This is a genomic window from Paraburkholderia fungorum, from assembly GCF_046027215.1.
Lineage (GTDB): Bacteria > Pseudomonadota > Gammaproteobacteria > Burkholderiales > Burkholderiaceae > Paraburkholderia > Paraburkholderia fungorum_D.
This window is the reverse complement of the sequence record NZ_JAQQEN010000001.1, coordinates 2,691,350-2,716,793: the sequence shown is the minus strand read 5'-3', so window position 1 is coordinate 2,716,793 and position 25,444 is coordinate 2,691,350. Positions and strand designations below refer to the sequence as shown.

The following is a 25,444-nucleotide window of genomic DNA, read 5'->3' as shown; positions in this document are numbered from 1 at the left end:
TTACAACCGAAACGAACAGGAAATAGCGGGTGGATAAATTCGTCAGCATGGAAGTCTTCGTCGCCGTCGTCGAGGCAGGCAGCCTGACCGCGGCCGCGGAGCGATTTAACATTTCATCCGCCATGGTCGGCAAGCACATCCGCTCGCTCGAAACCCGGCTCGCGACAAGGCTCCTGACACGCACCACGCGTCGGCAAAGTCTGACCGAGATAGGGCGGCAGTACTACGAGCAATGTCGGCGGATTCTGGTCGATGTGAAAGACGCGGAATCGGTGGCCGAGGCGATGGCGGCGGCGCCGCGCGGCGTGCTGAAGGTCACCGCGCCGCTGACTTACGGCGTCGAGGTCTTCGCTCCAGCCATGACCGACTATCTGAGCGCCTGGCCCGATGTCAGCCTCGAACTCGATCTGTCGAACCGCGTAGTCGACCTGGTGGAAGAGGGCTTCGACGCCTCGGTGCGCATCGGCCGTCTGCCGGATTCGGGTTTCGTCGCGCGGCCGTTGAAGCCGTACCGGATGCGCGCCTGTGCGTCGCCGGCCTATCTGGCGCGCGCGGGCACGCCGCGCACGCCGGCCGATCTCATGCAGCATGAATGCCTCGGCTTCCTGCACTGGGGCCGCGAAGGTTTGTGGCGCCTCGGCGGCGAGAGTGGGGACGAAAACCGGCTGCGCGCCGGCCGGTTTCGGGCGAACAATGGCCAGGCGCTCAAGGTCGCCGCCTTGCGCGGCTTTGGCCTCGTGTTGCAGCCTGAGGTGCTGCTCGCGAAAGAAATTGCGAGCGGCGAACTGGTGTCCGTGCTCGAAGACTATTTGCCCGAAGGCGCGCCCGTGCATCTGGTCTATCCACGCGATCGCCGCGCCACGCCCAAGCTCACCAGCTTCATCGATTTCGTCATCGAGCGCTTTGGCGTGTAGGCGCGGCGCATCGCATTGAAGGCGAGGCGCGCACCGCGCGAAGCCGAAGACGCGCGATAATCCGCTGCATTGTTGACTACTTCCTTCGCCCTCGATGAGACCTCCGCGCCTCGATCAACTCGACGACCTCGACCGCAACCTCGTTGCACTGCTGCAAGTCAACGCCCGTGAGAGCGTTGCCAATCTCGCGCGCCAGCTGGACGTGGCGCGCACCACGGTGATCGCCCGGATTGCCCGTCTCGAACGCAGCAATGTGATCGCGGGCTATAGCGTGCGGCTCGGCCAGGACGTGCTCGATGCGAGCATCTATGCATACGTGGGCATCATCATCGCGCCCAAGCACGGGCCCGCGGTGCAGAAGCGCCTTAGCAGGATGCCCGAGGTGCAGTTGCTATGCGCGGTGAGCGGCGAGTTCGATTACGTCGCTTGGCTGCGCGCCGATTCGCCTGACCGGCTAAACGATCTGCTTGACCAGATCGGCGGCCTGGAAGGGGTGGAGCGGACGACGACCTCGATCATTCTGGCGCGCAAGATCGATCGCGGAATGGTGTGATCGTCGCCGCGATTTTTACAGCTTTTTAATACGTTTTCGACATATCGACTGATCGGTTCGTCATAACGTCGAAGGCGATGGTCATATCGCAGCATTTTGTGCGTATGAACTGTTTTTGCTTCTCCGTAAACTGTGTCTTAAGGGCTTAGCCCGCCGGGCGTCGCGCCAAGCGCAGCGCACTTCCCACGCTGGTGACAGCGTACAAAACATGGGACCGGAGTAAGTGCGCTGAAGCACTAACTCTGGTCGACAAAGGAGAAGCGTATGAAAGTAGCCATCGTTGGCGCAGGTTTGATCGGTCACACTATCGCCCACATGTTGCGCGAAACCGGCGACTACGACGTCGTCGCGTTCGACCGCGACCAGAACGCGCTCGACAAGCTTGCTGCCCAGGGCATCCCGACCCGCCGTGTCGACTCGGCCGATGCCGCCGCACTGCGCGCCGCAGTGCAGGGTTTCGACGCGCTCGTCAATGCCTTGCCGTATTACCTGGCGGTGAATGTGGCTTCGGCGGCGAAGGGCGCCGGCGTCCATTACTTCGATCTGACCGAAGACGTGCGCGCCACCCACGCGATCCGCGCGATCGCCGACGACGCCGACCATGCCTTCATGCCGCAATGCGGTCTCGCACCGGGCTTCATCGGCATCGCCGCGCATGAACTGGCGAACCGCTTCAGCGAAATCCGCGACGTCAAGATGCGCGTCGGCGCGCTGCCGGAATTCCCGACCAATGCGCTGAAATACAACCTGACGTGGAGCGTCGACGGCCTGATCAACGAGTATTGCCAGCCGTGTGAGGCGATCCGCGACAGCCGCACGCAGTGGGTGCAGCCGCTCGAAGGCCTCGAACATTTCTCGCTCGACGGCACCGAATACGAAGCCTTCAATACCTCCGGCGGTCTTGGCACCTTGTGCGAAACGCTGTCGGGCCGGGTCGAATCGCTCGACTACAAGTCGGTGCGCTATCCCGGTCACCGCAACCTGATGCAGTTCCTGCTGGAAGACCTGCGCCTCTCCAGCGACCGCGACACCCTCAAGACCATCATGCGCCGTTCGGTACCTTCCACCGCGCAAGACGTCGTGCTGGTATTCATCACCGTGTCAGGCATGCGCGACGGGCAACTGGTGCAGGAAGTGTTCACCCGCAAGATTTTCGCCAAGACGGTATGCGGTGTGCCGATGAGCGCGATCCAGATCACCACGGCCGGCGCGATGTGCGCGGTGCTCGATCTGTTCCGCGAGCAGAAGCTGCCGCAACGCGGCTTCGTGCGTCAGGAGCAGGTGTCGCTGCGTGATTTCCTGGCGAACCGCTTCGGCCAGTTGTATGAAGGGCATTCGCTGGACGCAATGGCGACGGTCTAGGCGGTCCTCGCCGTCACGCTCGACACCGAGGGCCGTGCGGTAACGCGGCAAAGTCTGCCGCGAGTAGGAAGAAGGCCCCGCAGAGGGCCGCGCCAACGCCCCGTTTTCCGGGGCGTTGGCGTTTGATGGCGAGGCTAGACGGGTAAGGGCGGCAGCATCGTAGCCGGCGTGTAGGAGTCGCCCACGATCCGCACAAGTAACGCTTCGTAATCCGCGGCAGTGGAGGCCGTGTTGTCGAACATCAACAGGTCGCCGCAGACGTCGCCGCTCGGCACGAAGCGGCGTTGACGATATTCTTCCCAGTGCGCGAGCTTGTAGGCATCGTTCGGATTGCCGCGTTCGACAATGCGCTGATGCGCTGTCTCTTCCGACACGTAGACCCACACGACGCGCAGCGTCACCTCTGCGCTGACACCCAGCCATGAGCGATCGAACAGACGCCGTTCGCGCACTTCGCGCGACAGCGGCCCCACGACGAGCGCGCTCACGCCGAGCTCAAGATTGTCGCGGGCTGTATCAAGCAGGCTGCGGTACTCCGGATCGCGCAGATGCTGCAGGAAGAGCGGGCTGTCGCGGTCGTTCGGATCGCCGGTCAGCATGCCCATGGCGGCTGCGCTATAGCCGCCGTACAGCGTATCTTTGTCGAGCAGACAGAAGGGCGTGGCGCACGCCTGCATGAGGGGGCCGTGCAGTTTCTTCGCCAGGGTAGTCTTGCCGGTGCCTGCGTGACCGCAGAAAAACACCAGATGGGTCATGAAGACGTATCCTCAGGCGCGGCAGACGGCGTGCCGGGTGAGCCGGCGCGCTGCGGATCGCGTGCGAATGTGCCGTTGGCGTCCAGCCACATCACATTGATGATGCCGAAGCCCAATGCCACGCCGATGCCGAGAATCCAGGTGAAATACCACATTGCAGTCTCCTTGATCGTATCTCTGGCGAGGCGCGCCCGGACGTTCGTCGTTTGCACCGATCATGAACAAGAACGCTGCATCGCGCAAGAGGGGGCGTCGACCCTGGCCGTTCGGCCAGGATGGCAGGCGGGCCGTGCGTTGCTATGATGCATGGCAGTGTGAGCGGCATAGGCGGGAGAGATCAGGATGGCAAATCCATGGGTTCGCGGCGTTGATGAAACGCTCTGTGAGGCGCTCGTTTCCGACGACAACGGGGCCTGAAAAAAGCGTCGCGCTACGCTTCAATAACAGAAGTCGCACCATAACCAACAACAGGGGGACCCAGCATGCCGACGCGCTCGCATTCCCATTGCAAAGCCGTGCTCCTCGCGTTCGTCATCGCTTCGCTCGCCGGTTGCGCCTCGACCCCCGCCGAGCCCGTGCCATTCAAGGAAGTGCCCGCCGCGCGCATCGTCAAGCCGGGTTACAACCAGCCCGGCGCCGGGCTGGTCGCCGTGGACGTGAGGCGTGAACGGTCGCGCGACCTGATCGTCCGGTTTCGTGACGCATTGGTGTACATCGACGGCGAGCAGGTCACCGATCTGATGAACGGCGAGCACGTGGTCTTCTATCTGAGCCCCGGCGTGCATCGGATCGGTGTGTCAACGCAATTCGATCCCATCGTCGAGATACGCTTCACGGTAACGGACGATACCCGCTATACCAATCGCGCTTCGGTCACGTTCAACGACGATCATCGGATCGCCTTGCACAGGGTTGCCCAATAGCGCCCGGTGCCGGGCAGGGGGTGGTCTGGCTTGGCCTCGCGCCAGCAGGCACGGTTTAACAATTGGATACATGACCGTCACGCGGAGCCCTTAACATGGCGGCTAACGCCCATTCGTCCATGCGGCCCTCCGGTGCTGCGCCCGCCGGCGTCGGGTCCGTTTCCGCTTTCAAGGTAATCCAACATGCTGATCAATTGCGCCGCCTACCAGGATGGCCGAAAGCTGGCTGACATCGAAATCGATAACATCAGCGACTACGTGGCGCGTCCCGAGTGCTTCGTCTGGGTCGCGCTGAAAGATCCAGGCCCCGGCGAACTGGCCGTGATGAAACACGAGTTCAATCTGCACGAACTCGCGATCGAAGACGCACAGAATGGCCACCAGCGTCCGAAAATCGAGGAATACGGCGAGTCGCTATTCGCCGTGATGCACACCGTCGAGATGGATGAAGAGGGCGAACTGCTGATTGGCGAAGTCGACGTGTTCGTGGGGCGCAACTATGTGCTCTCGGTGCGCCGCGGTACCCGCGCCGGCTTCCAGAATGTTCGCGCCCGCTGCGAACGCGAGCCGCAATTGCTCAAGGAAGGTGCGGCGTTCGTGCTGTACGCGCTGGCCGACGACATTGTCGATCGCTATTTCCCGATTATCGAGGCAATGAACACCGAGATCGAAGCCCTCGAAGACCGCATCTTCGACCGGAACAATTCGACGGCGTCGCGCGCGATCATTCAGGACCTGTACTCGTTGAAACGCCGCCTCGTGATCCTGCAGCACCACATCGCGCCATTGCAGGAAGCGGTCGGTAAGCTGACCGGCGGCCGGATTCCCAGCGTGTGCGGAGGCATGCAGGCGTACTTCCGCGACGTCTACGACCACCTCGAGCGGATTGTCAGAATCATCGAAGGCCGGCGCGAAATGGTCGTCACCGCGGTGCAGGTCAATCTCGGGATGATCTCGCTCGCCGAGAGCGAGGTGACCAAGCGGCTTGGTTCGTTCGCCGCCCTGTTTGCCGTGCCAACCATGATCGCGGGCATCTACGGGATGAACTTCCAGACGATTCCCGAGTTGCACTACAAGTACGGCTATCCAGTCTGTCTCGCGGTCATGCTGACGGTCGACCTGATCCTGTTCTTCCGCTTCCGCAAGGCCGGCTGGCTCTGAGCAGCGTACGTTTGAACACGGCGGCGGCATGCGAACCCGACCTGGAAGTCGAACCGCCCAGCGTTGTCCCCGCTTGCAGCGCGCGCAATAAAAGTCCAGCATAGGCGGCCCGCCGGCAGCGGAGTGCAGCCAGCGGGCACATCCACTACGCACGGACCGAGCGAGGAACCCTTGCCGAAACGCTATCTACCGGCGCGCCTACCGCGCGCGCCGGGTCGAGTCGATCGAGCGCATAGCATCCACGCATATTCTGCGTGCCGGTGCACTGCAACACTGCGAATCGTTGACAATCCGAATGGACTGCGCTGAGAATAGCCCTCGCAAACGTTTGCGCGCAACTAAAAATACGGCTCGCTCGCGAGCTCACAAGCCTTGGAGATACGCATGAACCATCGCATTCGCCGCCGCATCCTGACGGCCGCGGTCCTCGTTACCGCCGCTGCCGCCTTGCCGATTTCCTCCGCGTACGCGCAAACCGCGCCGGCGCACAAGCCGAAGGTCGCGCTGGTGATGAAGTCGCTGGCCAACGAGTTCTTCCTGACCATGGAAAACGGCGCGAAGGACTACCAGAAGCACAATCCCGCGCAGTTCGACCTGATCACCAACGGCATCAAGGACGAAACCGATACCGCGAACCAGATCCGTATCGTCGAGCAGATGATCGTCTCCAAGGTCGATGCGATCGTGCTGGCTCCAGCTGATTCGAAAGCGCTCGTGCCGGTCGTCAAGAAAGCGGTGGACGCGGGCATCATCGTCGTGAACATCGACAACCGGCTCGACCCGGACGTGCTCAAGTCGAAAGACCTGAACGTGCCGTTCGTCGGCCCGGATAACCGCAAGGGTGCGCAGAAGGTCGGCGATTACCTGGCCAAGAAGCTGAAGGCGGGCGACGAAGTCGGCATTATCGAAGGCGTATCGACCACCACCAACGCGCAGCAACGCACTGCGGGCTTCAAGGACGCGATGCAGACCGTCGGCGCGAAGGTCGTCTCGGTGCAGTCGGGTGAATGGGAAATCGACAAGGGCAACGCGGTGGCGTCGGCCATGCTCAACGAATACCCGAACCTGAAGGCGCTGCTGGCCGGCAACGACAACATGGCGATCGGCGCGGTCTCGGCCGTGCGCGCGGCGGGCAAGCAGGGCAAGGTGCTGATAGTCGGCTATGACAACATCGGCGCGATCAAGCCGATGCTCAAGGACGGCCGCGTGCTGGCCACCGCTGACCAGTACGCCGCCAAGCAGGCCGTGTTCGGTATCGACACCGCACTGAAAGCGCTCAGCGAGCACAAGAAGCAGTCGCAGTTGTCCGGCGTGATCGAAACGCCGTGCGACCTGGTGACGAAGTAAGCGTCACCTGATCACTCAGGCACGCGGGTTTGCGCCTTGGGTCATCTTCATGCTGAATGCATAAAAAATGACCGTAAATCCGCGTCAATTCAATAAACGCTCAAGAAAGCCGCTGCGCCGCCGTTAATTCCAGAGATAAGCGTCATGACGGTGGCTGAGCGGCGGGAAGGTGCGTGGTCGAAGCGCCTGCGCATCCGCTGATTGGGCCGGAATGACACGTGGCGGTCGGTGGCCGCTTCATTCGAGCGCATCGCGTGAAGCAGGCCCTGCCGCCCCGGAACCAGGATCGCAATGGATTCAACCGACCACGACGCGTTGCCTGCCGTACTGTCCGTCAGCGGCATCGGCAAGACCTATGCCGAACCGGTGCTCGCCGGCGTTTCGCTGTCGCTGCGCGCCGGCGAGGTATTGGCGCTGACCGGCGAGAACGGTGCCGGCAAGAGCACGCTGTCCAAGATTATCGGTGGGCTCGTCGATCCGACCGCGGGCACGATGCGCCTCGGCGGCGTGCCCTACGCGCCGGCAAGCCGCACGGAAGCCGAAGCGCTCGGCGTGCGCATGGTGATGCAGGAGCTGAATCTGCTGCCAACCTTGTCGGTGGCGGAAAACCTGTTCCTGAACCGCTTGCCGCAGACCGGCGCGTTCCGCTTCGGCTGGATCGATCGCCGCAAGCTGCGCGAAGACGCGCGCCAGGCGATGGCGCAAGTCGGGCTCGACGCGATCGATCCGGACACACTGGTCGGCGAACTCGGCATCGGCCATCAGCAGATGGTGGAAATCGCGCGCAATCTGATCGACGACTGCCGCGTGCTGATCCTCGACGAGCCGACCGCGATGCTGACCGCGCGCGAGGTCGACCTGCTGTTCGAGCAGATCGACCGGCTCAAGGCACGCGGTGTCGCGCTGGTCTATATCTCGCACCGGCTCGAAGAGCTGGCCCGGGTGGCCGAGCAGATCGCGGTGCTGCGTGACGGCAAGCTGGTGCACGTCGACCAGATGGCGAACCTCACGAGCGACCAGATCGTCACGTGGATGGTCGGCCGGGAACTGGGCGAGCGGATCGATCTGGGCGTGCGCAACATCGGCGCGCCGCTTCTGAAAGTGGACAGGCTCACGCGCGGCAAAGTGGTGCGCGAGGTGTCGTTCGAAGTCCGCGCGGGCGAGATTTTCGGCATCAGCGGGCTGATCGGCGCGGGCCGCACCGAGCTGATGCGGCTGATTTACGGCGCCGACCCGAAGGACAGCGGCACGGTTTCGCTGGCAAAGGCGCCCGGCGCCGCGCCGACCGTGGTGCAGATCGCAACGCCCGCGGATGCGGTCCGTCAGGGCATCGCGCTGATCACCGAAGACCGCAAGGGCGAAGGTTTGTTGCTGCCGCAACCGATTGCCGCCAACGTGTCGCTCGGCAATATTGGCAGCGTGGCGCGGCACGGCATCATTGATGCGAAACGCGAGAACGCGCTGGCGCAAAAGCAGATCGACGCGATGCGGATTCGCAGCTCGGGTCCGGGCCAGATTGTCGGTGAGCTGTCGGGCGGCAACCAGCAAAAGGTCGTGATCGGCCGCTGGCTCGCGCGCGATTGCCGCGTGCTGTTATTCGACGAACCTACGCGCGGCATCGACGTCGGCGCGAAGTTCGATATTTATGGCCTGATGGGTGCGCTGGCCCGGGAAGGGCGCGCGCTCGTCGTGGTGTCGAGCGACCTGCGTGAGCTGATGCTGATCTGCGACCGGATCGGCGTGATGTCCGCGGGTAGCATGACGGGTGTGTTCGAGCGCGACAGCTGGTCGCAGGATGCGTTGCTGGCCGCGGCTTTCGCCGGCTACCGCAGCCGCGAGGCGTTGCTGCATACCGCCGACACCAACGAAGCAGGGAGTCTGTCATGACCGATCAATCGTTGCGTGAAGCATCGAATGGCAAGCCGGGCGCCGCGAATGCCGGCAACGTCACGCCGCCGGCCGACCCGTCCGCGCCGCTTGCGAGCGGCAAGCCGGCGGGCACCCGGCTTGGCTTTTCGAACTATCTGGGTCTCGCCGGCGCGTTGCTGGCCATGATCGTGCTGTTCTCGCTGCTGAGTTCGCACTTTCTGAGCTACGACACCTTCAGCACGATCGCCAATCAGATTCCGGATCTGGTCGTGATGTCGGTGGGCATGACCTTCGTGCTGATCATTGCGGGGATCGATCTGTCGGTGGGCTCGGTGCTGGCGCTGGGCGCCTCGGTGGTGAGCGTGGCCGCTCTGAAATGGGGCTGGGGCCCCTTGCCGTCGGCTGCACTGGGCGTGGCCGCGGCGGCGTTGACCGGCACGATTACCGGAGCGGTGACGGTGGGCTGGCGGATTCCGTCGTTCATCGTCTCGCTGGGCGTGCTCGAAGCGGCGCGCGGCATGGCGTACCAGATGACCAATTCGCGCACCGCCTATATCGGCGACGCATTCGATTTTCTGTCGAATCCGATCGCGCTTGGCATTTCGCCCGCGTTCCTGATCGCGGTGGCGGTGATGATCGTCGCGCAGCTCGTGCTCACGCGTACGGTATTCGGCCGCTATCTGGTGGGTATCGGCACAAACGAGGAAGCGGTGCGGCTCGCCGGCGTCAATCCGCGGCCGTACAAGATCATTGTGTTCGCGTTGATGGGCGCGCTTGCGGGGCTGGCGGCACTGTTCCAGATTTCGCGTCTGGAAGCGGCCGATCCGAACGCGGGTCAAGGCGTGGAACTGCAGGTGATCGCGGCGGTGGTGATCGGCGGCACGAGCCTGATGGGCGGGCGCGGTTCGGTCATCAGCACCTTTTTCGGCGTGTTGATCATTTCGGTGCTGGCGGCCGGCCTCGCGCAGATCGGCGCGAACGAACCGACCAAGCGGATGATCACCGGCGCGGTGATCGTGGTGGCGGTCGTGCTGGATACGTATCGCAGCCGGCGCAAGCGCGTCTGATGGCGGCACGCTCGCGACATTGTTACGGGCAGGGCAGAAACAGCGGTAAAGGGCTGTAAAGGGTCGGTATTCATGGTTTTGGTCTGTCATTGATGAAAACGTCCGGTGGGTCGCCAGGTGGCGCGGCCGGCGGGAAAAACAGGCAGGAGAGCAACAGGTTATGGCGACGATCAAGGATGTAGCGGCCGTGGCGGGTGTGTCGTTCACGACGGTATCGCACGTGGTGAACAATTCACGGCCGGTGTCGGCCGACGTGCGAGCGAAGGTCGAGCACGCGATCCGTCAGCTTCACTATGTGCCGTCGGCGGTAGCCCGCTCGCTCAAGGCGAAGGCGACCGCGACGATCGGACTGGTGGTGCCGAACAGCACGAACCCGTATTTCGCGGAGCTGGCGCGCGGCATCGAGGACGGTTGCTCGCGCAACGGCTATTGCGTGTTCTTCTGCAATTCCGACGACGATCCGGCCAAGCAGCGTAACTATCTGCGCGTGCTGCAGGAAAAGCGTATCGACGGCCTGATCGTCGCCTCCGCGGGCGATGACGCGGTGCTCGCGCAGACCCTGGCTGACGCCCGCGAGCCGCTGGTGGTGGTGGATCGCAACATCGAAGGCCTGAACGCGGACCTGGTGCAGATCGACCACGAGAAGGGTGCGTATCTCGCTACCCGGCATCTGCTCGAACTGGGGCACGTGCGCATCGGCTGCATTACCGGGCCGGTCAAAACCGCGGTGAGCGCCATGCGGGTGCACGGCTTCATCCGCGCGATGACGGAGCGCGGTATCGAGATTCCGCCCGATGCGATCGTGGAAAGCGATTTTTCGGGCACGGGCGGCTATCGTGCGGCGGGCCAGTTGTTCGACACCGTGAAGCCTTCGGCGATTTTTGCCGGCAACGACATGATGGGCATCGGCGCGCTGCGCGCCGCGGCCGAACGCAATATCAGCGTGCCGCGCGATTGCTCGATCATCGGTTTCGACGATATCGAACTAGGGCGGTTTACCTATCCGGCGCTCTCAACGGTTGGGCAGTCCGTGCGCGCGCTCGGCGATATGGCCGCGCAGACGCTGATCGAGCGCATCGCCGGGACCTCGTCGGGCACCGTGCGCGCGCCGGGGCGCCGGCGTGTCGTGTCGCCGCGGCTGATCGTGCGCGAATCGACCGCGACCTGGGCCGGCGCGGCCAAACGTAATCTGGCGGCATGAGCGCCAGGAGGGAATTGCAGTGACAAGTCATGAAACGCGCGGGCAGGTGGCGGTGGTCGGCAGTCTGAACATGGACCTCGTTGCCCGCGCGCCGCGTCTGCCGCACCCCGGTGAGACGCTTGCCGGGCATACCTACGCCCAGGTGGCGGGCGGCAAGGGCGGCAACCAGGCGGTGGCGGCCGCGCGTCTTGGCGCGCAGGTGGCCATGCTCGGCTGTGTCGGCGCGGACGCCAATGGTGCGCAATTGCGCGCCGGACTCGAAGCGGAAGGTATCGACTGCGCGGCCGTCGGCACGGGGACGGCGGCGACCGGTGTCGCACTGATCATCGTCGACGATGCGAGCCAGAATGCGATCGTGATTGTGGCGGGCAGCAACGGCGAACTCACGCCGGAAACGATCGCTCGCCATGAAGCCGTGCTGGCGAGAGCCGACGTCGTGATCTGCCAGCTCGAGACGCCGCCCGAGGCCGTGCACGCGGCGTTGGCCGCAGCGCAACGATTGGGCAAGACGGTCATCCTCAATCCCGCGCCCGCGACCGGCCCATTACCCCCCGACTGGCTGCCGCTAGTCGACTACCTGATTCCGAACGAACTCGAAGCGGCCTCGCTCACCGGTTTGCCGGTCGTCACCCCGGCCGATGCGGCTCAGGCGGCCGCCGCGCTGCGCGCAGCCGGTGCGCGCAACGTGCTGGTGACGCTCGGTCCGCGCGGCGTGCACGCGGCGCTCGAAGGCGCGCCTGACGCGCTCTACGACGCCCCGCAGGTCAAAGCCGTCGACACGACCGCGGCCGGCGACACTTTCATCGGTGGTTTCGCCGCGCAACTCGCGCGCGGCGCGAGCGTCGATGCGGCGATCCGCTTTGCGCAGCGCGCTGCGGCACTTTCCGTGACCCGCGCGGGCGCGCAACCTTCGATTCCCACGCACGCCGAGCTGGACGCGTCGGCCTGATATAAAAATGACCCGATGTGACGGGGCGAGTGCTGAAAGGCCTCGCGTCGTCCGCGTGAGATTGCAGCGGCTGTCGCAGCAGTCCGGTGCGTTCCGACCGAAGCAGTCAGGCCTTCACACTTTCACGCCTTCGCCCGAGCGCAACAGGGCGCAATAGGGCGCAATAGGGCGCAACAGGCACCCAAATTCCCATTCCCTCATCCATAAAGACGCCGTGCGCCTTTGACCAGTCGCGGGCGGTCAGCCGTTTGTAATTGTTACCAACTGCTTACAACGCGTTTCCTCATACCATATAAAAGCTTCAAGTATGGTGTCCCAGCGCCGTAAACATTACTAGAGCGCCGCACCAAATAAGCGCCACTAGACGCAGACGCCACACGCTATCCCCGCGCTGCGCAGCAGCCTCTCATTAGTTATGCACAGGAACAAGCATGTTGAACAAAGGCATCACGATCAAGGCGCGGATTGGCCTCACGATGGCTTTTCTTGCCGCGCTGCTTATCGCCACGGGCGTGTTCGGCCTGGTCGGCATGAGCCGCTCTAACGACACGTACCGCGATACTTTCACCAACGCGATGCCGGGCGCGGTCGATATCGGCAATGCCGAGATGTACGCGGCGCGCGAACGGCTCGCACTCGATCGTGCCGCGTTCATGGCCGGCACGCCGGAAGCCGCTGCGACGCTCGAGCGCGGACGCTTGATGCGCACGACTTCCGACACATGGTGGAAGAAGTACATGGACCTGCCGCGCGATCCCGATGAGGATCGCCTGGCACAAGTGGTCATCAGCAAGCGCGACGCGCTGCACCAGTTATTGGACGGTTTCGCCGCTGTCATTACCGAGAACGACCAGTCGAAGATCCTCGACAACGCCAAGCGTCTGCAGGTCTCTTACAACGAACTGGCCGAAAGTGACGAGACGCTGCGCAAATACCAGTTCGATTCGGCCAAGGAGGGCTTCGACGCCGCGCAGAACAGCTTCGAGGTATTCCGGATGATCAGCTTCGCCGCGCTGTTTGCGGGTGTGATCGCCGCAGTGCTGTCCTACCTGACACTCAGCCGCGCGATTGGCCGTCCGCTCGATCAGGCGCTCGATCATTTCGAGGCGATCGCCGCCGGCGATTTGCGCCGTCCTGTCGTGATCACTTCGCGTGACGAGATGGGCCAGCTGCTCGAAGGCATCGCCAGAATGCAACGCAGCCTCACCGAAACGGTGCGTAGCGTGCGCAGCGGTAGTGAATCGATTGCAACCGCGACGCGTCAGATTGCCGCCGGCAACATCGACCTGTCTTCACGCACGGAAGAGCAGGCCTCCGCCTTGCAGGAAACCGCGTCGAGCATGGAAGAGCTGACCGGCACGGTCAAGCAGAACGCCGACAACGCCCGCCAGGCGAGTGCGCTGGCGGCCAATGCATCGGAGATCGCCAATAAGGGCAGCGCGGTGGTCGGTGAAGTGGTCGGTACGATGGGCGACATCAACCAGAGCTCGGCAAAGATTGCCGACATCATTTCGATCATCGAAGGGATTGCGTTCCAGACCAACATCCTGGCCCTGAATGCCGCGGTGGAAGCAGCGCGGGCCGGCGAAGAAGGGCGCGGTTTCGCGGTCGTGGCAGGCGAAGTGCGCAGCCTCGCGCAACGCTCGTCGGCGGCGGCCAAGGAAATCAAGGAACTGATCGACACGTCGGTGGAGCGCGTGCAGTCCGGGTCCGCGCTGGTCGACGAAGCCGGCCGCACGATGACCGAGATCATCGGTGCGGTGCAGCGCGTGACCGACATCATGGGTGAAATTGCCGCGGCGTCGGAAGAACAGAGCAGCGGTATCGACCAGGTGGCGCGCGCCGTCACGCAGATGGACGAAGTCACGCAGCAGAATGCGGCGCTGGTCGAAGAAGCCGCAGCGGCCGCGCAATCGCTCGAGGATCAGGCCGGCAAGCTGCGCACGGCGGTGGCGGTGTTCCAGCTCGAAGAAGGTGGCTACAAGGCGCCGGTGAACGCAGTCCCGAAGCGTGCGACAGCGCCGGTGCGTGCCACGGTAGCGCGTCAGGCGGCGCACCCGCGGCCTGTGCCGCAGGCCGCGGCGAAGCCGCCTGCTGCCCCCGCAGCGGCACCGTCCGCTGCGCCGGCCCGGGCGCCCGCCAAGGCAGTGGCGAGCACCGGTAGCGACCAGGATTGGGAAACGTTCTAAATCCCGTTCAGGGTCCGACCGAGCCGCGCTGACTACCGCAACATCTGTTCCCGATCCCGCAACAGATCGAACCACGCTGGCGCAGAGCCGCAGCACGACCGTAAAAGACCGCGATTGCGCACGCAACCGCGGTCTTTTTGCATGGTCTGTGGACTAAGTAGCGTTCGCGATGGCAGGCCGGCCCCTGGCGAGCGTCGCGATCCGGTACATTGACGGGCGCGACCACGATTTGTCCCGGCGATATTGCCGGGGCGACCACCCAGCGCGCGTGGCCCGGATGCCGCGCATGTGATGCGGGCGCCGCGAATCCGCTGATGTCCACCGCTCAATCAACCACTGCAACCACCGCTCAACGCGCCAGCCCTAAAGGACCGACATGACGCCACACGACCTCGCGCACCGCCTCGTCGAAGCACGCCGGCAGCATCGCCCGATCGATGCGCCCGCACCCGACAGCCTGCCGCCCGATGCCGCGACCGCGTATGCGATCCAGCAGGCTGTCATCGCGGGCCTGGGCGACTCGACCGGTGGGTGGAAGATCGGTGCCAAAGCGCCTGGTGGGGCTGCCTCGGGCGCGCCGATTCCAGCGTCGCTGGTGCTGCCGTCGCCGGCGAGGGTCGCTCACGCGGGCTTCTTCCGCGTGCTGCTGGAACTGGAGATCGCCTTCCGTTTCGCCGAGGCGGTCGAACCGCGCGGCCGTGCCTATGCGCGCGACGAGGTGCTCTCAAAGGTCGGCGTGGTGCTGCCGGCGATCGAGATTGTCGATAGCCGCTTTACCGAGTGGCCAAATGTCGCACCGCTCGCGCAACTGGCCGACGCGCAGAACAACGGCGCGCTGATCACCGGTCGGCCGGTGGCCTATGCGGGGCTCGCACGCGGCTTCGATTTCGTGTCGCCCGAACTGGAGCTGAGCTTTGACGGCGACTCATTGGTGCCCGAAGCCACCGGCAATCCAGCAGGCGATCCACGCGAACTGCTGGTGTGGTTCGTCAACCACTGTGCGGCCATGGGTATCACCATAGAACCGGGCTGGACACTCACCACCGGTTCGTACGTCGGCGCACACAGGGTGGACAAGCCCGGCATCGTGCGCGGACATATCGACGGTCTGGGCGAAGTGGAGATTGAACTGACGTGAGCTTGTAACGTGAGCTTGTAACGCGAGCTTGTAACGGCTTATTACGACACACGATTGAACGGCTGCCTGCGGGCGGCCGTTTTGCTTTGCGGCATCCGCACTGGCTGCTTAGCCGTATACACCTATGAAAGCGAGCCGCGGCACTGTCGTCATCCAGTTATGCAGGCGGCAAACCATGCCGGTAACGCGGTTATACGAAGCGCGCCACATGCACGGCGAGCGCTCGACGAGTACGGCAATCGATGCGCGATGGCACGGAACAAATCGGCCGGTGCGTTGACGAACAGCTTGACGATACGACGGTGGACCCCGCTGCAGACGAGCAGGGGTGAACAAACATGTAACACGCGCCTTTTGGTGTAGGCGCAAATGTCACGCCGCGCGTTGATGAAAAAATAGCGTGGTCAGTACAAAACGCATGACGTCCACGCTTAATGCGACAAAGTGTGCGCATGCAGACACGCTGTGGGGTGCGGCGATGGGATCGTTCGATGAACGAGAGTACCCGCGCAAACGGGCAGTAGAGGCAGAGGGTGCCGTGGAAATGCTATGGCAGTGGAAACGCAGCAACGTAGGTCCACAATCGCTGCGATGTGAGCGGAAGATTGTAGGTGAGCGAATCTGTGTTTCCAAGTGAGGAATGTTGGGAGGCGGGTACGGCGCGATTTTCGCAACGTAGTTCGTGAAAAAAAATTTAAAAGGGTTTAGGATGAATTCGAGCGATGTCGTTTCCGAATAGCGCGCCGCGCACGACATCGGTCTAGACTTCGGCGAGGAGGTAGCATGGATATCTACAGCAGTTTCGCGACCCGCTTCGAGAAAACGCGAGAAGATGAACTCTCGCTCGAGGAGTATCTCGCGCTCTGCAAAGACAATCCCGCCGCGTACGCTACGGCTGGCGAACGCATGTTAACGGCAATCGGAGAACCGGAACAGATCGACACTCGCAACGATCCGCGCACCTCGCGTATCTTCGCGAACAAGGTCATCAAGGTATACCCCGCATTCCGTGAGTTCTACGGAATGGAAGACGTGATCGAGCAGGTGGTCGCGTACTTCCGGCATTCGGCTCAGGGGCTCGAGGAAAAGAAACAGATTCTGTATCTGCTGGGCCCGGTCGGCGGCGGTAAATCGTCGATCGCGGAGCGTCTGAAGCAACTCATGGAAAGGGTCCCGTTCTACGCGATCAAGGGCTCGCCTGTGAACGAGTCACCGTTGGGGCTTTTCGATTACGACGAGGACGGTCCGATTCTCGAAGAACAATACGGTATTCCACGCCGCTACCTGAAAAGCATTCTGAGCCCGTGGGCAGTGAAACGCCTGCACGAATACAATGGCGACATCCGCAAGTTCCGCGTGGTGCGCCGCTATCCCTCGATTCTTCGCCAGATCGGTATAGCCAAAACCGAGCCGGGTGACGAAAACAATCAGGACATTTCGTCGCTGGTCGGCAAGGTAGACATCCGCAAGCTCGAACAATATGCACAAGACGACGCCGACGCGTACAGCTACTCCGGCGGCCTGTGTCTTGCGAATCAGGGCTTGCTTGAATTCGTCGAAATGTTCAAGGCGCCGATCAAGGTCCTGCATCCGCTGTTGACCGCGACCCAGGAAGGCAACTTCAAGGGTACGGAAGGCTTTGGCGCGATTCCGTTCGACGGCGTGATTCTGGCGCACTCGAACGAGTCGGAATGGAAGGCATTCCGGAACAACCGCAACAACGAAGCACTGCTCGATCGGATCTTCGTCGTCAAGGTGCCGTACTGCCTGCGTTATGGCGAAGAGATCAAGATCTACGAGAAGCTGCTGCGCAATTCGTCGCTGGCCAACGCGGTATGCGCGCCGGGTACATTGAAGATGATGGCGCAGATGTCGGTGCTCACGCGTTTGCAGGAGCCGGAGAATTCCAGCCTCTTTTCGAAGATGCAGGTGTATGACGGCGAGAATCTCAAGGACACCGATCCGAAGGCCAAGTCGTATCAGGAGTACCGCGACTTCGCGGGCGTCGATGAAGGGATGACCGGTGTGTCGACCCGCTTCGCGTTCAAGATCCTGTCGCGCGTGTTCAACTTCGATTCCACTGAAGTCGCGGCGAATCCGGTGCACCTGATGTACGTGCTCGAGCAGCAGATCGAACGCGAGCAGTTCCCGCCGGAAACCGAACAGAAGTATCTGTCGTTCATCAAGGACGTGCTGGCCTCGCGCTATGCCGAGTTCATTGGCAAGGAGATTCAGACCGCGTATCTGGAGTCGTATTCCGAGTATGGTCAGAATATTTTCGATCGCTATGTGACGTACGCCGACTTCTGGATTCAGGATCAGGAGTTCCGCGACCACGACACCGGCGAAAGTTTCGACCGCGCGTCGCTGAACGCCGAACTGGAGAAGATCGAGAAACCTGCGGGCATCAGCAACCCGAAGGACTTCCGCAACGAGATCGTGAACTTCGTGCTGCGTGCGCGTGCTGCCAATGCGGGGAAGAATCCTGCCTGGATCAGCTACGAGAAGCTGCGCGTCGTGATCGAAAAGAAAATGTTCTCGAACACGGAGGAACTGCTGCCGGTGATCTCCTTCAACGCCAAGGGTTCGGCGGAAGAGCAACGCAAACACGAAGACTTTGTCAACCGGATGGTGACGAAGGGCTATACGCCGAAGCAGGTACGCTTGCTGTGTGACTGGTATCTGCGCGTGCGCAAGTCGTCATGATACGCACAGCGTGCCGCCCGCGCGGTCCGGCCGCGCGGGCACCTTGCGAGGCGCGAGTTGCATGGACATAGCGTTGAATGTGCAACGTGCGTCTCGCGCCCCCGGAATTAGCGCAGCTGCATGGGATCGGGATGAGCGGTATGGGACCAGAGTAAGCGCTGAAGCGGCGACTCTGGTCGACACGCTAACTCCGATCGACATGCGGTGCATGGGACCAGAGTAAGCGCTATGGGACCGGAGTAAGCGCTAAAGCGCTAATTCTGGTCGACACGCTAACTCTGGTCGACATGGGAGACCAGGCGTGCTTCATCAAATCATCGACCGCAGGTTGGCTGGCAAGAACAAGAGCATTGCGAATCGCGAGCGTTTTTTGCGTCGCGTCAAGAACTATATTCGTCGCGCCGTTTCGGAAGCGGTCCGCGACCGCAGCATCAAGGATATCCAGAACACCCAGAGCATCACCATTCCGCGCAAGGACATCGCGGAACCGTCGTTCCGGCATGGCCCCGGCGGCAAGCGGGAAATGGTGCATCCGGGCAATTCCGACTATATCCGCGGCGACAAGATTCAACGCCCGCAAGGGGGCGGCGGCGGAGGCGGGGGCAATCAGGCCAGCAACGAGGGCGACGGTCAGGACGACTTCGTGTTCGAACTGAGCCGCGAAGAATTCATGCAGTACTTCTTCGACGACCTCGAACTGCCGCGTCTCGTCAAAACGCATCTGATGGCCGTGCCCACGTGGAAAAGCATCCGCGCCGGCTGGGCGGCCGAAGGTACGCCGAACAATATCGACGTAGTCAGATCGCTGCGCAGCGCGCTTGGCCGCCGCATCGCGCTCGGTGCGCCGCTCGTCAATCAGTTGCACGAGATGGAGCGGCAACTCGAAACGATGAAGGCCGATCCCGCGGATCGCCGCGAGGAGATCAAACTGCTCGAAGAAGAAATTCACCATTTGCGCGGGCGCATCTGGCGGATTCCGTTCATCGACCCGTTCGATCTGCGTTATGTGAACCGCGTCAAGCAGCCTACGCCTTCGAGTCAGGCAGTGATGTTCTGTCTGATGGATGTGTCGGGCTCGATGGACGAGCAGCGCAAGGATCTCGCCAAGCGCTTCTTCATTCTGTTGTATCTGTTCCTGAAGCGGAATTACGAGCGCATCGAGGTAGTGTTCATCCGCCACCACACGCGCGCCGAGGAAGTCGACGAAGACACCTTTTTCCATTCGACCGAAAGCGGCGGCACCGTGGTATCGAGCGCGCTGGAGCTGATGCAGAAGGTGATGGACGAGCGCTATTCGCCAACTGAATGGAACATTTACGGCGCTCAGGCTTCAGACGGCGACAACTGGACGGACGACTCGCCGAAGTGTCGCAAGATACTCAAGGATGACATCCTGGAGAAGGTGCGCTATTTTGCGTATATTCAGGTAACGCCCGAAGAGCAGAACTTGTGGCTGGAGTACGCGCAACTGGCTTTGAGCCAGCCGCACATGGCCATGAAGAAGGTCGAAACCGCGGCTGACATCTATCCGGTGTTTCGCGAGTTGTTTGAAAAGCAGGTGGCGTCTTCATGACGACCAAACACCTGCACAACGAAGCGCGCGGCTATCAGCCGGAGCGTGGGAAAGGCGTGCCGCAGCGTCAGTCGGGGCATGCCGAGGCCGGGGCGGTCGAAGTTGAAGCCGCCGCCGCTGGAGCAGTCGACGCCGTTGCAGCACGGGGACACACCGGAACGCCCACAGAGGGGCAAAGGGAAGTCCGTATGAACGTAGCCGATAAACGGCCTTTGCCGTGCCCGTCCGACTGGACCTTCGAATTGATCGAAGAGTACGACTCGCATATTGCCCTTGTTGCAGAGCAATATGAACTCGACGTGTATCCGATCCAGCTCGAGCTCATCAGCGCTGAACAGATGATGGACGCGTACGCGTCCGTCGGCATGCCGGTGAATTACCGGCACTGGTCGTTCGGCAAACACTTTCTTGCTACTGAAAAAAGCTACCGGCGTGGGCAGATGGGGCTCGCGTACGAGATCGTCATCAATTCGAACCCTTGCATCGCGTACCTGATGGAAGAGAACACGATGACGATGCAGGCGCTTGTCATCGCGCACGCGGCTTACGGGCACAACTCCTTCTTCAAGGGTAACTATCTGTTCAGGCTGTGGACGGATGCGCACGCGATCGTCGATTACCTTGTCTACGCGAAGAATTACATCGCGGAGTGCGAGGAGCGCTTCGGTCTCGACCGGGTGGAGGAACTGCTCGACTCGTGCCATGCGCTGATGAACTATGGTGTGGACCGTTACAAAAGGCCGCAGAAACTTTCGCTGGAGAAGGAGTTCGCTGCGCGCCGCGAACGTGAGGCGTATCTGCAATCGCAGGTCAACGAATTGTGGCGCACCTTGCCGATGCGGCATACGCCGTTGCCGGAGGAAATCGAGGAGCGTTATCCGCCTGAACCGCAGGAGAACCTGCTGTATTTCGCCGAGAAGAATTCGCCGCTGCTTGAGCCGTGGGAGCGGGAGGTGATTCGTATCGTGCGCAAGGTGGGGCAGTATTTCTATCCGCAGCGCCAGACCCAGGTCATGAACGAAGGCTGGGCGACGTTCTGGCACTACACCTTGCTCAACACCATGTACAACCAGGGCAAGCTGGAAGACGGCTTCATGATGGAGTTTCTCCATTCACACAGCAACGTGGTGTACCAGCCGCCGGTGACGAAGCCGTACTACAGCGGGATCAATCCGTACGCGCTTGGTTTTTCGATGATGAGCGACATTCGCCGGATCTGCGAAGCGCCGACGGATGAAGACCGCAAGTGGTTCCCCGAACTGGCCGGTAGCCCATGGTTGCCTGCGATGCATTACGCGATGCGCAATTTCAAGGACGAGAGTTTTGTGGCGCAGTATTTGTCGCCGCATCTGATCCGGGAAATGAGGCTCTTTTCGGTACTCGATGATGATATGCGCGATGCGCTGGAGGTGTCGGCGATTCACGACGACAGTGGATATCAGTATGTGAGGCAGGCGCTGTCGCGGCAGTACGATATGCATCATCGCGAGCCGAATATTCAGGTGTGGGCGGTTAATACGCGTGGCGACCGGAGTTTGACGCTGCGGCATTTCATGAGCGATAACCGGCACTTGTCGGGTGATAGTGATGAGGTGCTCAAGCACATGGCGCGGTTGTGGCAGTTCGACGTTTATCTCGAGAGTGTTGACGAGAATGGGACTGTCAGGAAGCGGTACGAATGTCGGTATGTGCCTCCGGCGGTGAGGGTTTGATTTTCTTGTCGCCGTAGGCGGTGATTGGTGTTTTTGCCTTTTGCGGCGGCATTATTTGCTGTGTGCCTACGGCGTTTGGTTTTTCATTTCTTATTGGTCTATTAGCGTTCCCCCTGTGCGGGGGGGCACCTACTTTTCTTTGCCCACCAAGTGGACTTCCTTCGGGGCGCCGCCGCAAAGAAAAGTAGGCAAAAGAAAGCGGCTCACACCGCTAGTTCTTAAGCGGCTCCCCTGGCTTGGAGGGTGTAGTGGCTCCGTAGAGATTGAGTCTGCGCACCTGCTGGCCTGAGTGACCAGGCCGTCATGCTTCCGGCGGCGCTGCGCGCGCCGGGGCGGTACTTCACAAAACCATCGGTATATTTCGGCGCCTCGCCGAGGCGAAGCCGATGGCCCCCACCGCGCGCAAACGAAGCGCCCGGTTTCCCTGGTGTACCTGTCCGCGACGCACGTAGTGCGGAGTGGGAGCGGATGACGGCTGTGTCACAGACACTAATGGACCGAGGTGTGATCCGTTTATCACACCACAATCCCCTCCGAGCCAGGAGACCCACTTAAATGTTGGCGGTTTGAGCCGCTTTCTTTTGCCTACTTTTCTTTGCGGCGGCAAAGAAAAGTAGGTGCCCCCCGCACAGGGGGAACGCTAATAAACCAATAAGCAAACAAGGAAGGGCCACCGCCGTAGGCAACCAGCAGGGGGAACACTAATAAACCAATAAGAAACGAAACAGCCACCGCCAGAGGCGAACCAAACAATGCCGCCGCAAAAGGCAAAACCCCACCCCCTTTCTTCCTTGCAATTCTGTAAAATCCGCGCAACCACATAACAATCAAAAGACCACCTTGCGAAGGTAACTCAGAAACAATGAAAACCGACATCATGACCGACCAATCCGTGGCCTCACCCCACGACACCCGCCGCCGCATCTTCGCGATCGTCGGCGCTTCATCGGGCAACCTGGTCGAGTGGTTCGACTTCTACGTCTACTCGTTCTGCGCACTCTATTTCGCGCCAGCATTCTTCCCGAGCGGTAACACCACCACCCAGTTGCTCAACACCGCCGGCGTGTTCGCCGCAGGCTTCCTCATGCGTCCAATCGGCGGCTGGTTCTTCGGCCGCCTCGCCGACAAGCACGGGCGCCGAACCGCCATGATGGTGTCGGTGTTCATGATGTGCGGTGGCTCGCTCGTCATCGCCCTGTTGCCCACCTATGCACAGATCGGCGCATTGGCGCCGGCCCTGCTGCTGGTGGCGCGCCTGTTCCAGGGTCTGTCGGTGGGCGGCGAATACGGCACCAGCGCCACCTATATGAGTGAAGTCGCGCTTAAAGGGCGCCGCGGCTTCTTCGCGTCGTTCCAGTACGTCACACTGATCGGCGGCCAACTCTGCGCCTTGCTGGTACTGGTCGTCCTGCAACAAACACTCTCCACCGAAGAACTGAAAGCATGGGGCTGGCGCGTACCATTCGTGATCGGCGCAGTAGCCGCGCTCGTGGCGCTGTATCTGCGCAAATCGCTCGATGAAACCACCACCGCCGAATCGCGTCAGCGCAAGGAAGCCGGCACGCTGCGCGGCCTGTGGGCGCACAAAGTCGCGTTCATGACCGTGCTCGGCTTCACCGCCGGCGGGTCGCTGATTTTCTACACGTTCACCACCTACATGCAGAAGTACCTGGTGAACACCGCCGGCATGCATGCGAAGACGGCCAGCAACGTCATGACCGCGGCGCTCTTCGTCTACATGGTGATGCAGCCGGCCTTCGGCGCGCTGTCGGATCGCATCGGCCGGCGTCGTTCGATGCTGTTCTTCGGCTTCTTCGCAACCATCGGCACGGTGCCGCTGCTGCACGCATTGAAGGACGTGACGAGCCCGTACGCGGCGTTTGGCCTCGTCGTCGTGGCGCTGGCGATCGTCAGCTTTTATACGTCGATCAGCGGCCTGATCAAGGCGGAAATGTTCCCGCCGGAAGTGCGCGCGCTCGGCGTGGGCCTGTCGTACGCAGTGGCCAATGCGATCTTCGGCGGCTCGGCGGAATACGTGGCGCTCTGGCTGAAGTCAGTAGGCAACGAATCGCTGTTCTACTGGTACGTGACCGCACTGTGCGCGATCGCGGGCCTCGTCTCGCTGCGGATGCGCGATCCGTCGAAAGAAGGCTACTTGCGCCACGAACCGTGAGCGTCATGTGGAACATATAAGCGTTGATTGAGAGCGGCGGCGCGGGGCAACCCGGCCGCCGTTTTTCATTGGCGCAGGCAAGCGGATAAATTCAACGCGCGAGAGCAGGGCTCATGTTCATGTCACCACGATCTCCGTGCCCAAGGCATGCAGCAGATCGCGCAGCGCTTCAGCCTGCGCCATCTTCGCGTCGCTGCGCAAATGAATCTGCACCGCCCGCCCCGCGATTCCATCGACGGGCTGGGCGAGCCACAACTCCACCGCAAGCCCCAATCCCTCCGGCTGATTGACGACAACCGGCTCGATCACACGCGGTTTGAAACAGGCACTGTCGGACATGGCGAATTACCTCCGGGCTGATGATGTCCATCGTAACGAGGCACACATGCCCGATCAAACGACAAATACGCGTTTGCAAATCTGCGGATGCTTAGCAGAAAACGCGCTTATTACAGGAACATTTCCTGGTTCGGCGGCGCGGAGCGCGCTGCTAATGTGGCGGCCATGGATGCGCTCCGTTCACATCCGTTTCACCTGACCTCGAAGAAAGTGAACCCGGCGCTCACCAACTTCACGATCACCGACGAGCGCGCCAAACAGGTCGATTTGAGCATTCCGTATTTTTCGTCGGGCCAGCAGTGTCTGGCGAAGAAGGGCATGTTGAAGTCGGCGGATTACCGACTAACTTCGACGCCGCGGCGACGTCTGTCTGCTGATCGGGTCCATCCCGCACGCTGCGTGCGTCAAGCAATGAGCGGTTGAGTTCCGCTGCGGCTGAATCAGATCAGTTCGGAGCGGTCGGTCACGAGGTCCGTGACGAGTTCCGTCATAACGGCGGCCGGATCGGTCACGACAGCGGGCACCGCCGTAACTGCAGCCGCAACGGCCGCCTGCTGCCGCACTGTCAGCGTGGCCCGCAAGAGCATCAACAGATGGTAGTAGAGCCGCATGCTGAAGCCGTAGCGGTACGCAGACAGATGCGAGAGCGCGATTTTCAGGCCGAGCCGCAGCTGGCGATTCCTCGCATGCACGGAGACGACGATCGGCACGAGCCGGCGCAGTGCGAGTTTGCGCGACGGTTCCAGTTGCGGCGGCAAGTGCAGCGCCTCGACAAACGCATAAGCGCTGAGGGTCGCCGCGATCGTCGTGCCGCGTGTGCTATGCGAGATCGAGACGGCGGTCTTGCGATACACCGACACGTACTCGTGCAGGTAAAACACCGCCCGCGCCGCGAGGCAGAGTTCGGTGCCGAACACAAAATCGCAGCACATGCCGTACTGTTCCTTGTAGCCGATCCGTTTTACAAGGTCAGCGTTGGCCATCCAGCCGTTGTTCGGGAACATCTGGATCAGGCCGGTTCTACCCGGCAGCGGCTGCAAGCCCTCGGCGTCTTTCGTGCGTCGAAACGCCGTGTTCAGACGCATGCTGGCGTCGATGTTCACCGCGCCGCTGTGATCGGCCTCGTACTGATCGGCGAACGCTACCTGGAGCTGTGGATGACGCGCCCATAGCGACACCAGCTTTTCGATGCCGTCGGCGGTGAGTAGGTCGTCGTCGTGAATCAGCAGGATCTTGTCGCCGCTCGCCCGCGCGAACAGGCTCGCGACATTTCGCGCCTGGCCGAGCGACGGCTGATTCATTGCATAGCGAATGCGTGGTTCATTCGCATAGCGCGCCGCGATCAACTCTTGCGTGCGCGCGTCCTTCGAATCGTCGCCGATCACGATTTCCAGATTGCTGTAGGTCTGCGCAAGGCACGAATCGATGCATTCCACGATCAGTTCCGGGCGATTGCACGTGGGCAGGCAGATCGAGACTTTCAGGGTGGAAGAGGAGGTGGACATAGGCTTCG

At 61.9% G+C, this 25,444-nt stretch carries 21 protein-coding genes and 1 pseudogene; 17 read left to right on the top strand and 5 right to left on the bottom strand.

Annotated elements, in window-relative coordinates:
* The first annotated feature begins 29 nt into the window (after positions 1 to 29).
* The 3 genes from PQR27_RS12055 (at position 30) to PQR27_RS12045 (ending at position 2,829) form a co-directional block, all read left to right on the top strand.
* Positions 30 to 914, top strand: coding sequence for a LysR substrate-binding domain-containing protein (locus tag PQR27_RS12055; RefSeq protein ID WP_408523873.1), 885 nt, complete (start codon positions 30 to 32; stop codon positions 912 to 914).
* A gap of 94 nt (positions 915 to 1,008) precedes the next feature.
* On the top strand, positions 1,009 to 1,467 hold the full coding sequence (locus tag PQR27_RS12050) for an Lrp/AsnC family transcriptional regulator (RefSeq protein ID WP_408523872.1): 459 nt from the start codon (positions 1,009 to 1,011) through the stop codon (positions 1,465 to 1,467).
* A 264-nt stretch (positions 1,468 to 1,731) separates the two neighbouring features.
* On the top strand, positions 1,732 to 2,829 hold the full coding sequence (locus PQR27_RS12045; RefSeq protein ID WP_408523871.1) for a saccharopine dehydrogenase family protein: 1,098 nt from the start codon (positions 1,732 to 1,734) through the stop codon (positions 2,827 to 2,829).
* A gap of 134 nt (positions 2,830 to 2,963) precedes the next feature.
* On the opposite strand, the gene PQR27_RS12040 is transcribed toward PQR27_RS12045, so the two are convergent.
* Both PQR27_RS12040 and cydX read right to left on the bottom strand, forming a co-directional pair.
* On the bottom strand, positions 2,964 to 3,584 hold the full coding sequence (locus tag PQR27_RS12040) for a P-loop nucleotide/nucleoside kinase family protein (protein ID WP_408523870.1): 621 nt from the start codon (positions 3,582 to 3,584) through the stop codon (positions 2,964 to 2,966).
* The gene (gene cydX, locus PQR27_RS12035) at positions 3,581 to 3,739 is read right to left on the bottom strand and encodes a cytochrome bd-I oxidase subunit CydX (protein WP_408523869.1); all 159 of its coding nucleotides are present in this window, start codon (positions 3,737 to 3,739) and stop codon (positions 3,581 to 3,583) included. Before cydX ends, PQR27_RS12040 begins: the two co-directional genes overlap by 4 nt.
* A gap of 327 nt (positions 3,740 to 4,066) precedes the next feature.
* Between cydX and PQR27_RS12030 the strand changes: the two genes are divergently transcribed.
* From PQR27_RS12030 to PQR27_RS11975, 12 genes are all read left to right on the top strand, one after another.
* Positions 4,067 to 4,507 carry a hypothetical protein gene (locus PQR27_RS12030; protein WP_408523868.1) on the top strand — a complete coding sequence of 147 codons (441 nt, stop codon included), beginning with the start codon at positions 4,067 to 4,069 and terminating at the stop codon, positions 4,505 to 4,507.
* Positions 4,508 to 4,690: 183 nt separating this feature from the next.
* Positions 4,691 to 5,668, top strand: coding sequence for a magnesium/cobalt transporter CorA (gene corA, locus PQR27_RS12025; RefSeq protein WP_408523867.1), 978 nt, complete (start codon positions 4,691 to 4,693; stop codon positions 5,666 to 5,668).
* 384 nt (positions 5,669 to 6,052) lie between these two features.
* The gene (locus PQR27_RS12020; protein WP_408523866.1) at positions 6,053 to 7,015 is read left to right on the top strand and encodes a sugar ABC transporter substrate-binding protein; all 963 of its coding nucleotides are present in this window, start codon (positions 6,053 to 6,055) and stop codon (positions 7,013 to 7,015) included.
* A gap of 291 nt (positions 7,016 to 7,306) precedes the next feature.
* Positions 7,307 to 8,902: a sugar ABC transporter ATP-binding protein gene (locus PQR27_RS12015; protein ID WP_408523865.1), complete on the top strand. Its 1,596-nt coding sequence runs from the start codon at positions 7,307 to 7,309 to the stop codon at positions 8,900 to 8,902.
* A complete protein-coding gene (locus PQR27_RS12010; RefSeq protein WP_408523864.1) occupies positions 8,899 to 9,951 on the top strand; it encodes an ABC transporter permease in 1,053 nt (350 codons plus the stop codon). The genes PQR27_RS12015 and PQR27_RS12010 overlap by 4 nt, the downstream gene beginning before the upstream one ends.
* Before the next feature lie 160 nt (positions 9,952 to 10,111).
* Complete coding sequence (locus PQR27_RS12005) at positions 10,112 to 11,152, top strand: LacI family DNA-binding transcriptional regulator (protein ID WP_408523863.1); 1,041 nt, start codon at positions 10,112 to 10,114, stop codon at positions 11,150 to 11,152.
* A gap of 19 nt (positions 11,153 to 11,171) precedes the next feature.
* Positions 11,172 to 12,101, top strand: a complete 930-nt coding sequence (rbsK, locus tag PQR27_RS12000) for a ribokinase (protein WP_408523862.1) — start codon at positions 11,172 to 11,174, stop codon at positions 12,099 to 12,101.
* Between the two features lie 431 nt (positions 12,102 to 12,532).
* Positions 12,533 to 14,290, top strand: coding sequence for a methyl-accepting chemotaxis protein (locus PQR27_RS11995; RefSeq protein WP_408523861.1), 1,758 nt, complete (start codon positions 12,533 to 12,535; stop codon positions 14,288 to 14,290).
* Positions 14,291 to 14,666: 376 nt separating this feature from the next.
* Positions 14,667 to 15,428 carry a 2-keto-4-pentenoate hydratase gene (locus PQR27_RS11990; protein ID WP_408523860.1) on the top strand — a complete coding sequence of 254 codons (762 nt, stop codon included), beginning with the start codon at positions 14,667 to 14,669 and terminating at the stop codon, positions 15,426 to 15,428.
* 783 nt (positions 15,429 to 16,211) lie between these two features.
* The gene (locus PQR27_RS11985; protein WP_408523859.1) at positions 16,212 to 18,134 is read left to right on the top strand and encodes a PrkA family serine protein kinase; all 1,923 of its coding nucleotides are present in this window, start codon (positions 16,212 to 16,214) and stop codon (positions 18,132 to 18,134) included.
* Between the two features lie 301 nt (positions 18,135 to 18,435).
* Positions 18,436 to 19,707: a YeaH/YhbH family protein gene (locus PQR27_RS11980; RefSeq protein WP_408523858.1), complete on the top strand. Its 1,272-nt coding sequence runs from the start codon at positions 18,436 to 18,438 to the stop codon at positions 19,705 to 19,707.
* Positions 19,704 to 21,419, top strand: a complete 1,716-nt coding sequence (locus PQR27_RS11975; RefSeq protein ID WP_408523857.1) for a SpoVR family protein — start codon at positions 19,704 to 19,706, stop codon at positions 21,417 to 21,419. Before PQR27_RS11980 ends, PQR27_RS11975 begins: the two co-directional genes overlap by 4 nt.
* 585 nt (positions 21,420 to 22,004) lie before the next feature.
* Here PQR27_RS11975 and PQR27_RS11970 read toward each other — a convergent pair.
* A complete protein-coding gene (locus PQR27_RS11970) occupies positions 22,005 to 22,298 on the bottom strand; it encodes a hypothetical protein (RefSeq protein ID WP_408523856.1) in 294 nt (97 codons plus the stop codon).
* On the opposite strand from PQR27_RS11970, the gene PQR27_RS11965 reads away from it, so the two are divergent.
* Positions 22,282 to 23,592: an MFS family transporter gene (locus PQR27_RS11965; RefSeq protein WP_408523855.1), complete on the top strand. Its 1,311-nt coding sequence runs from the start codon at positions 22,282 to 22,284 to the stop codon at positions 23,590 to 23,592. The two genes, PQR27_RS11970 and PQR27_RS11965, sit on opposite strands and share 17 nt — an antisense overlap.
* Before the next feature lie 117 nt (positions 23,593 to 23,709).
* On the opposite strand, the gene PQR27_RS11960 is transcribed toward PQR27_RS11965, so the two are convergent.
* Positions 23,710 to 23,931 (bottom strand): hypothetical protein, encoded by a 222-nt coding sequence (locus tag PQR27_RS11960; protein WP_408523854.1) that lies wholly within the window; start codon positions 23,929 to 23,931, stop codon positions 23,710 to 23,712.
* Positions 23,932 to 24,126: 195 nt separating this feature from the next.
* Between PQR27_RS11960 and PQR27_RS11955 the strand changes: the two are divergent.
* Positions 24,127 to 24,267: pseudogene (locus tag PQR27_RS11955) on the top strand (transporter substrate-binding domain-containing protein); the annotation flags it as partial.
* A gap of 104 nt (positions 24,268 to 24,371) precedes the next feature.
* On the opposite strand, the gene PQR27_RS11950 reads toward PQR27_RS11955, so the two are convergent.
* Entirely contained in the window at positions 24,372 to 25,436 is a 1,065-nt protein-coding gene (locus tag PQR27_RS11950) for a glycosyltransferase family 2 protein (RefSeq protein WP_408523853.1), read from the bottom strand.
* Between the last annotated feature and the right edge of the window lie 8 nt (positions 25,437 to 25,444).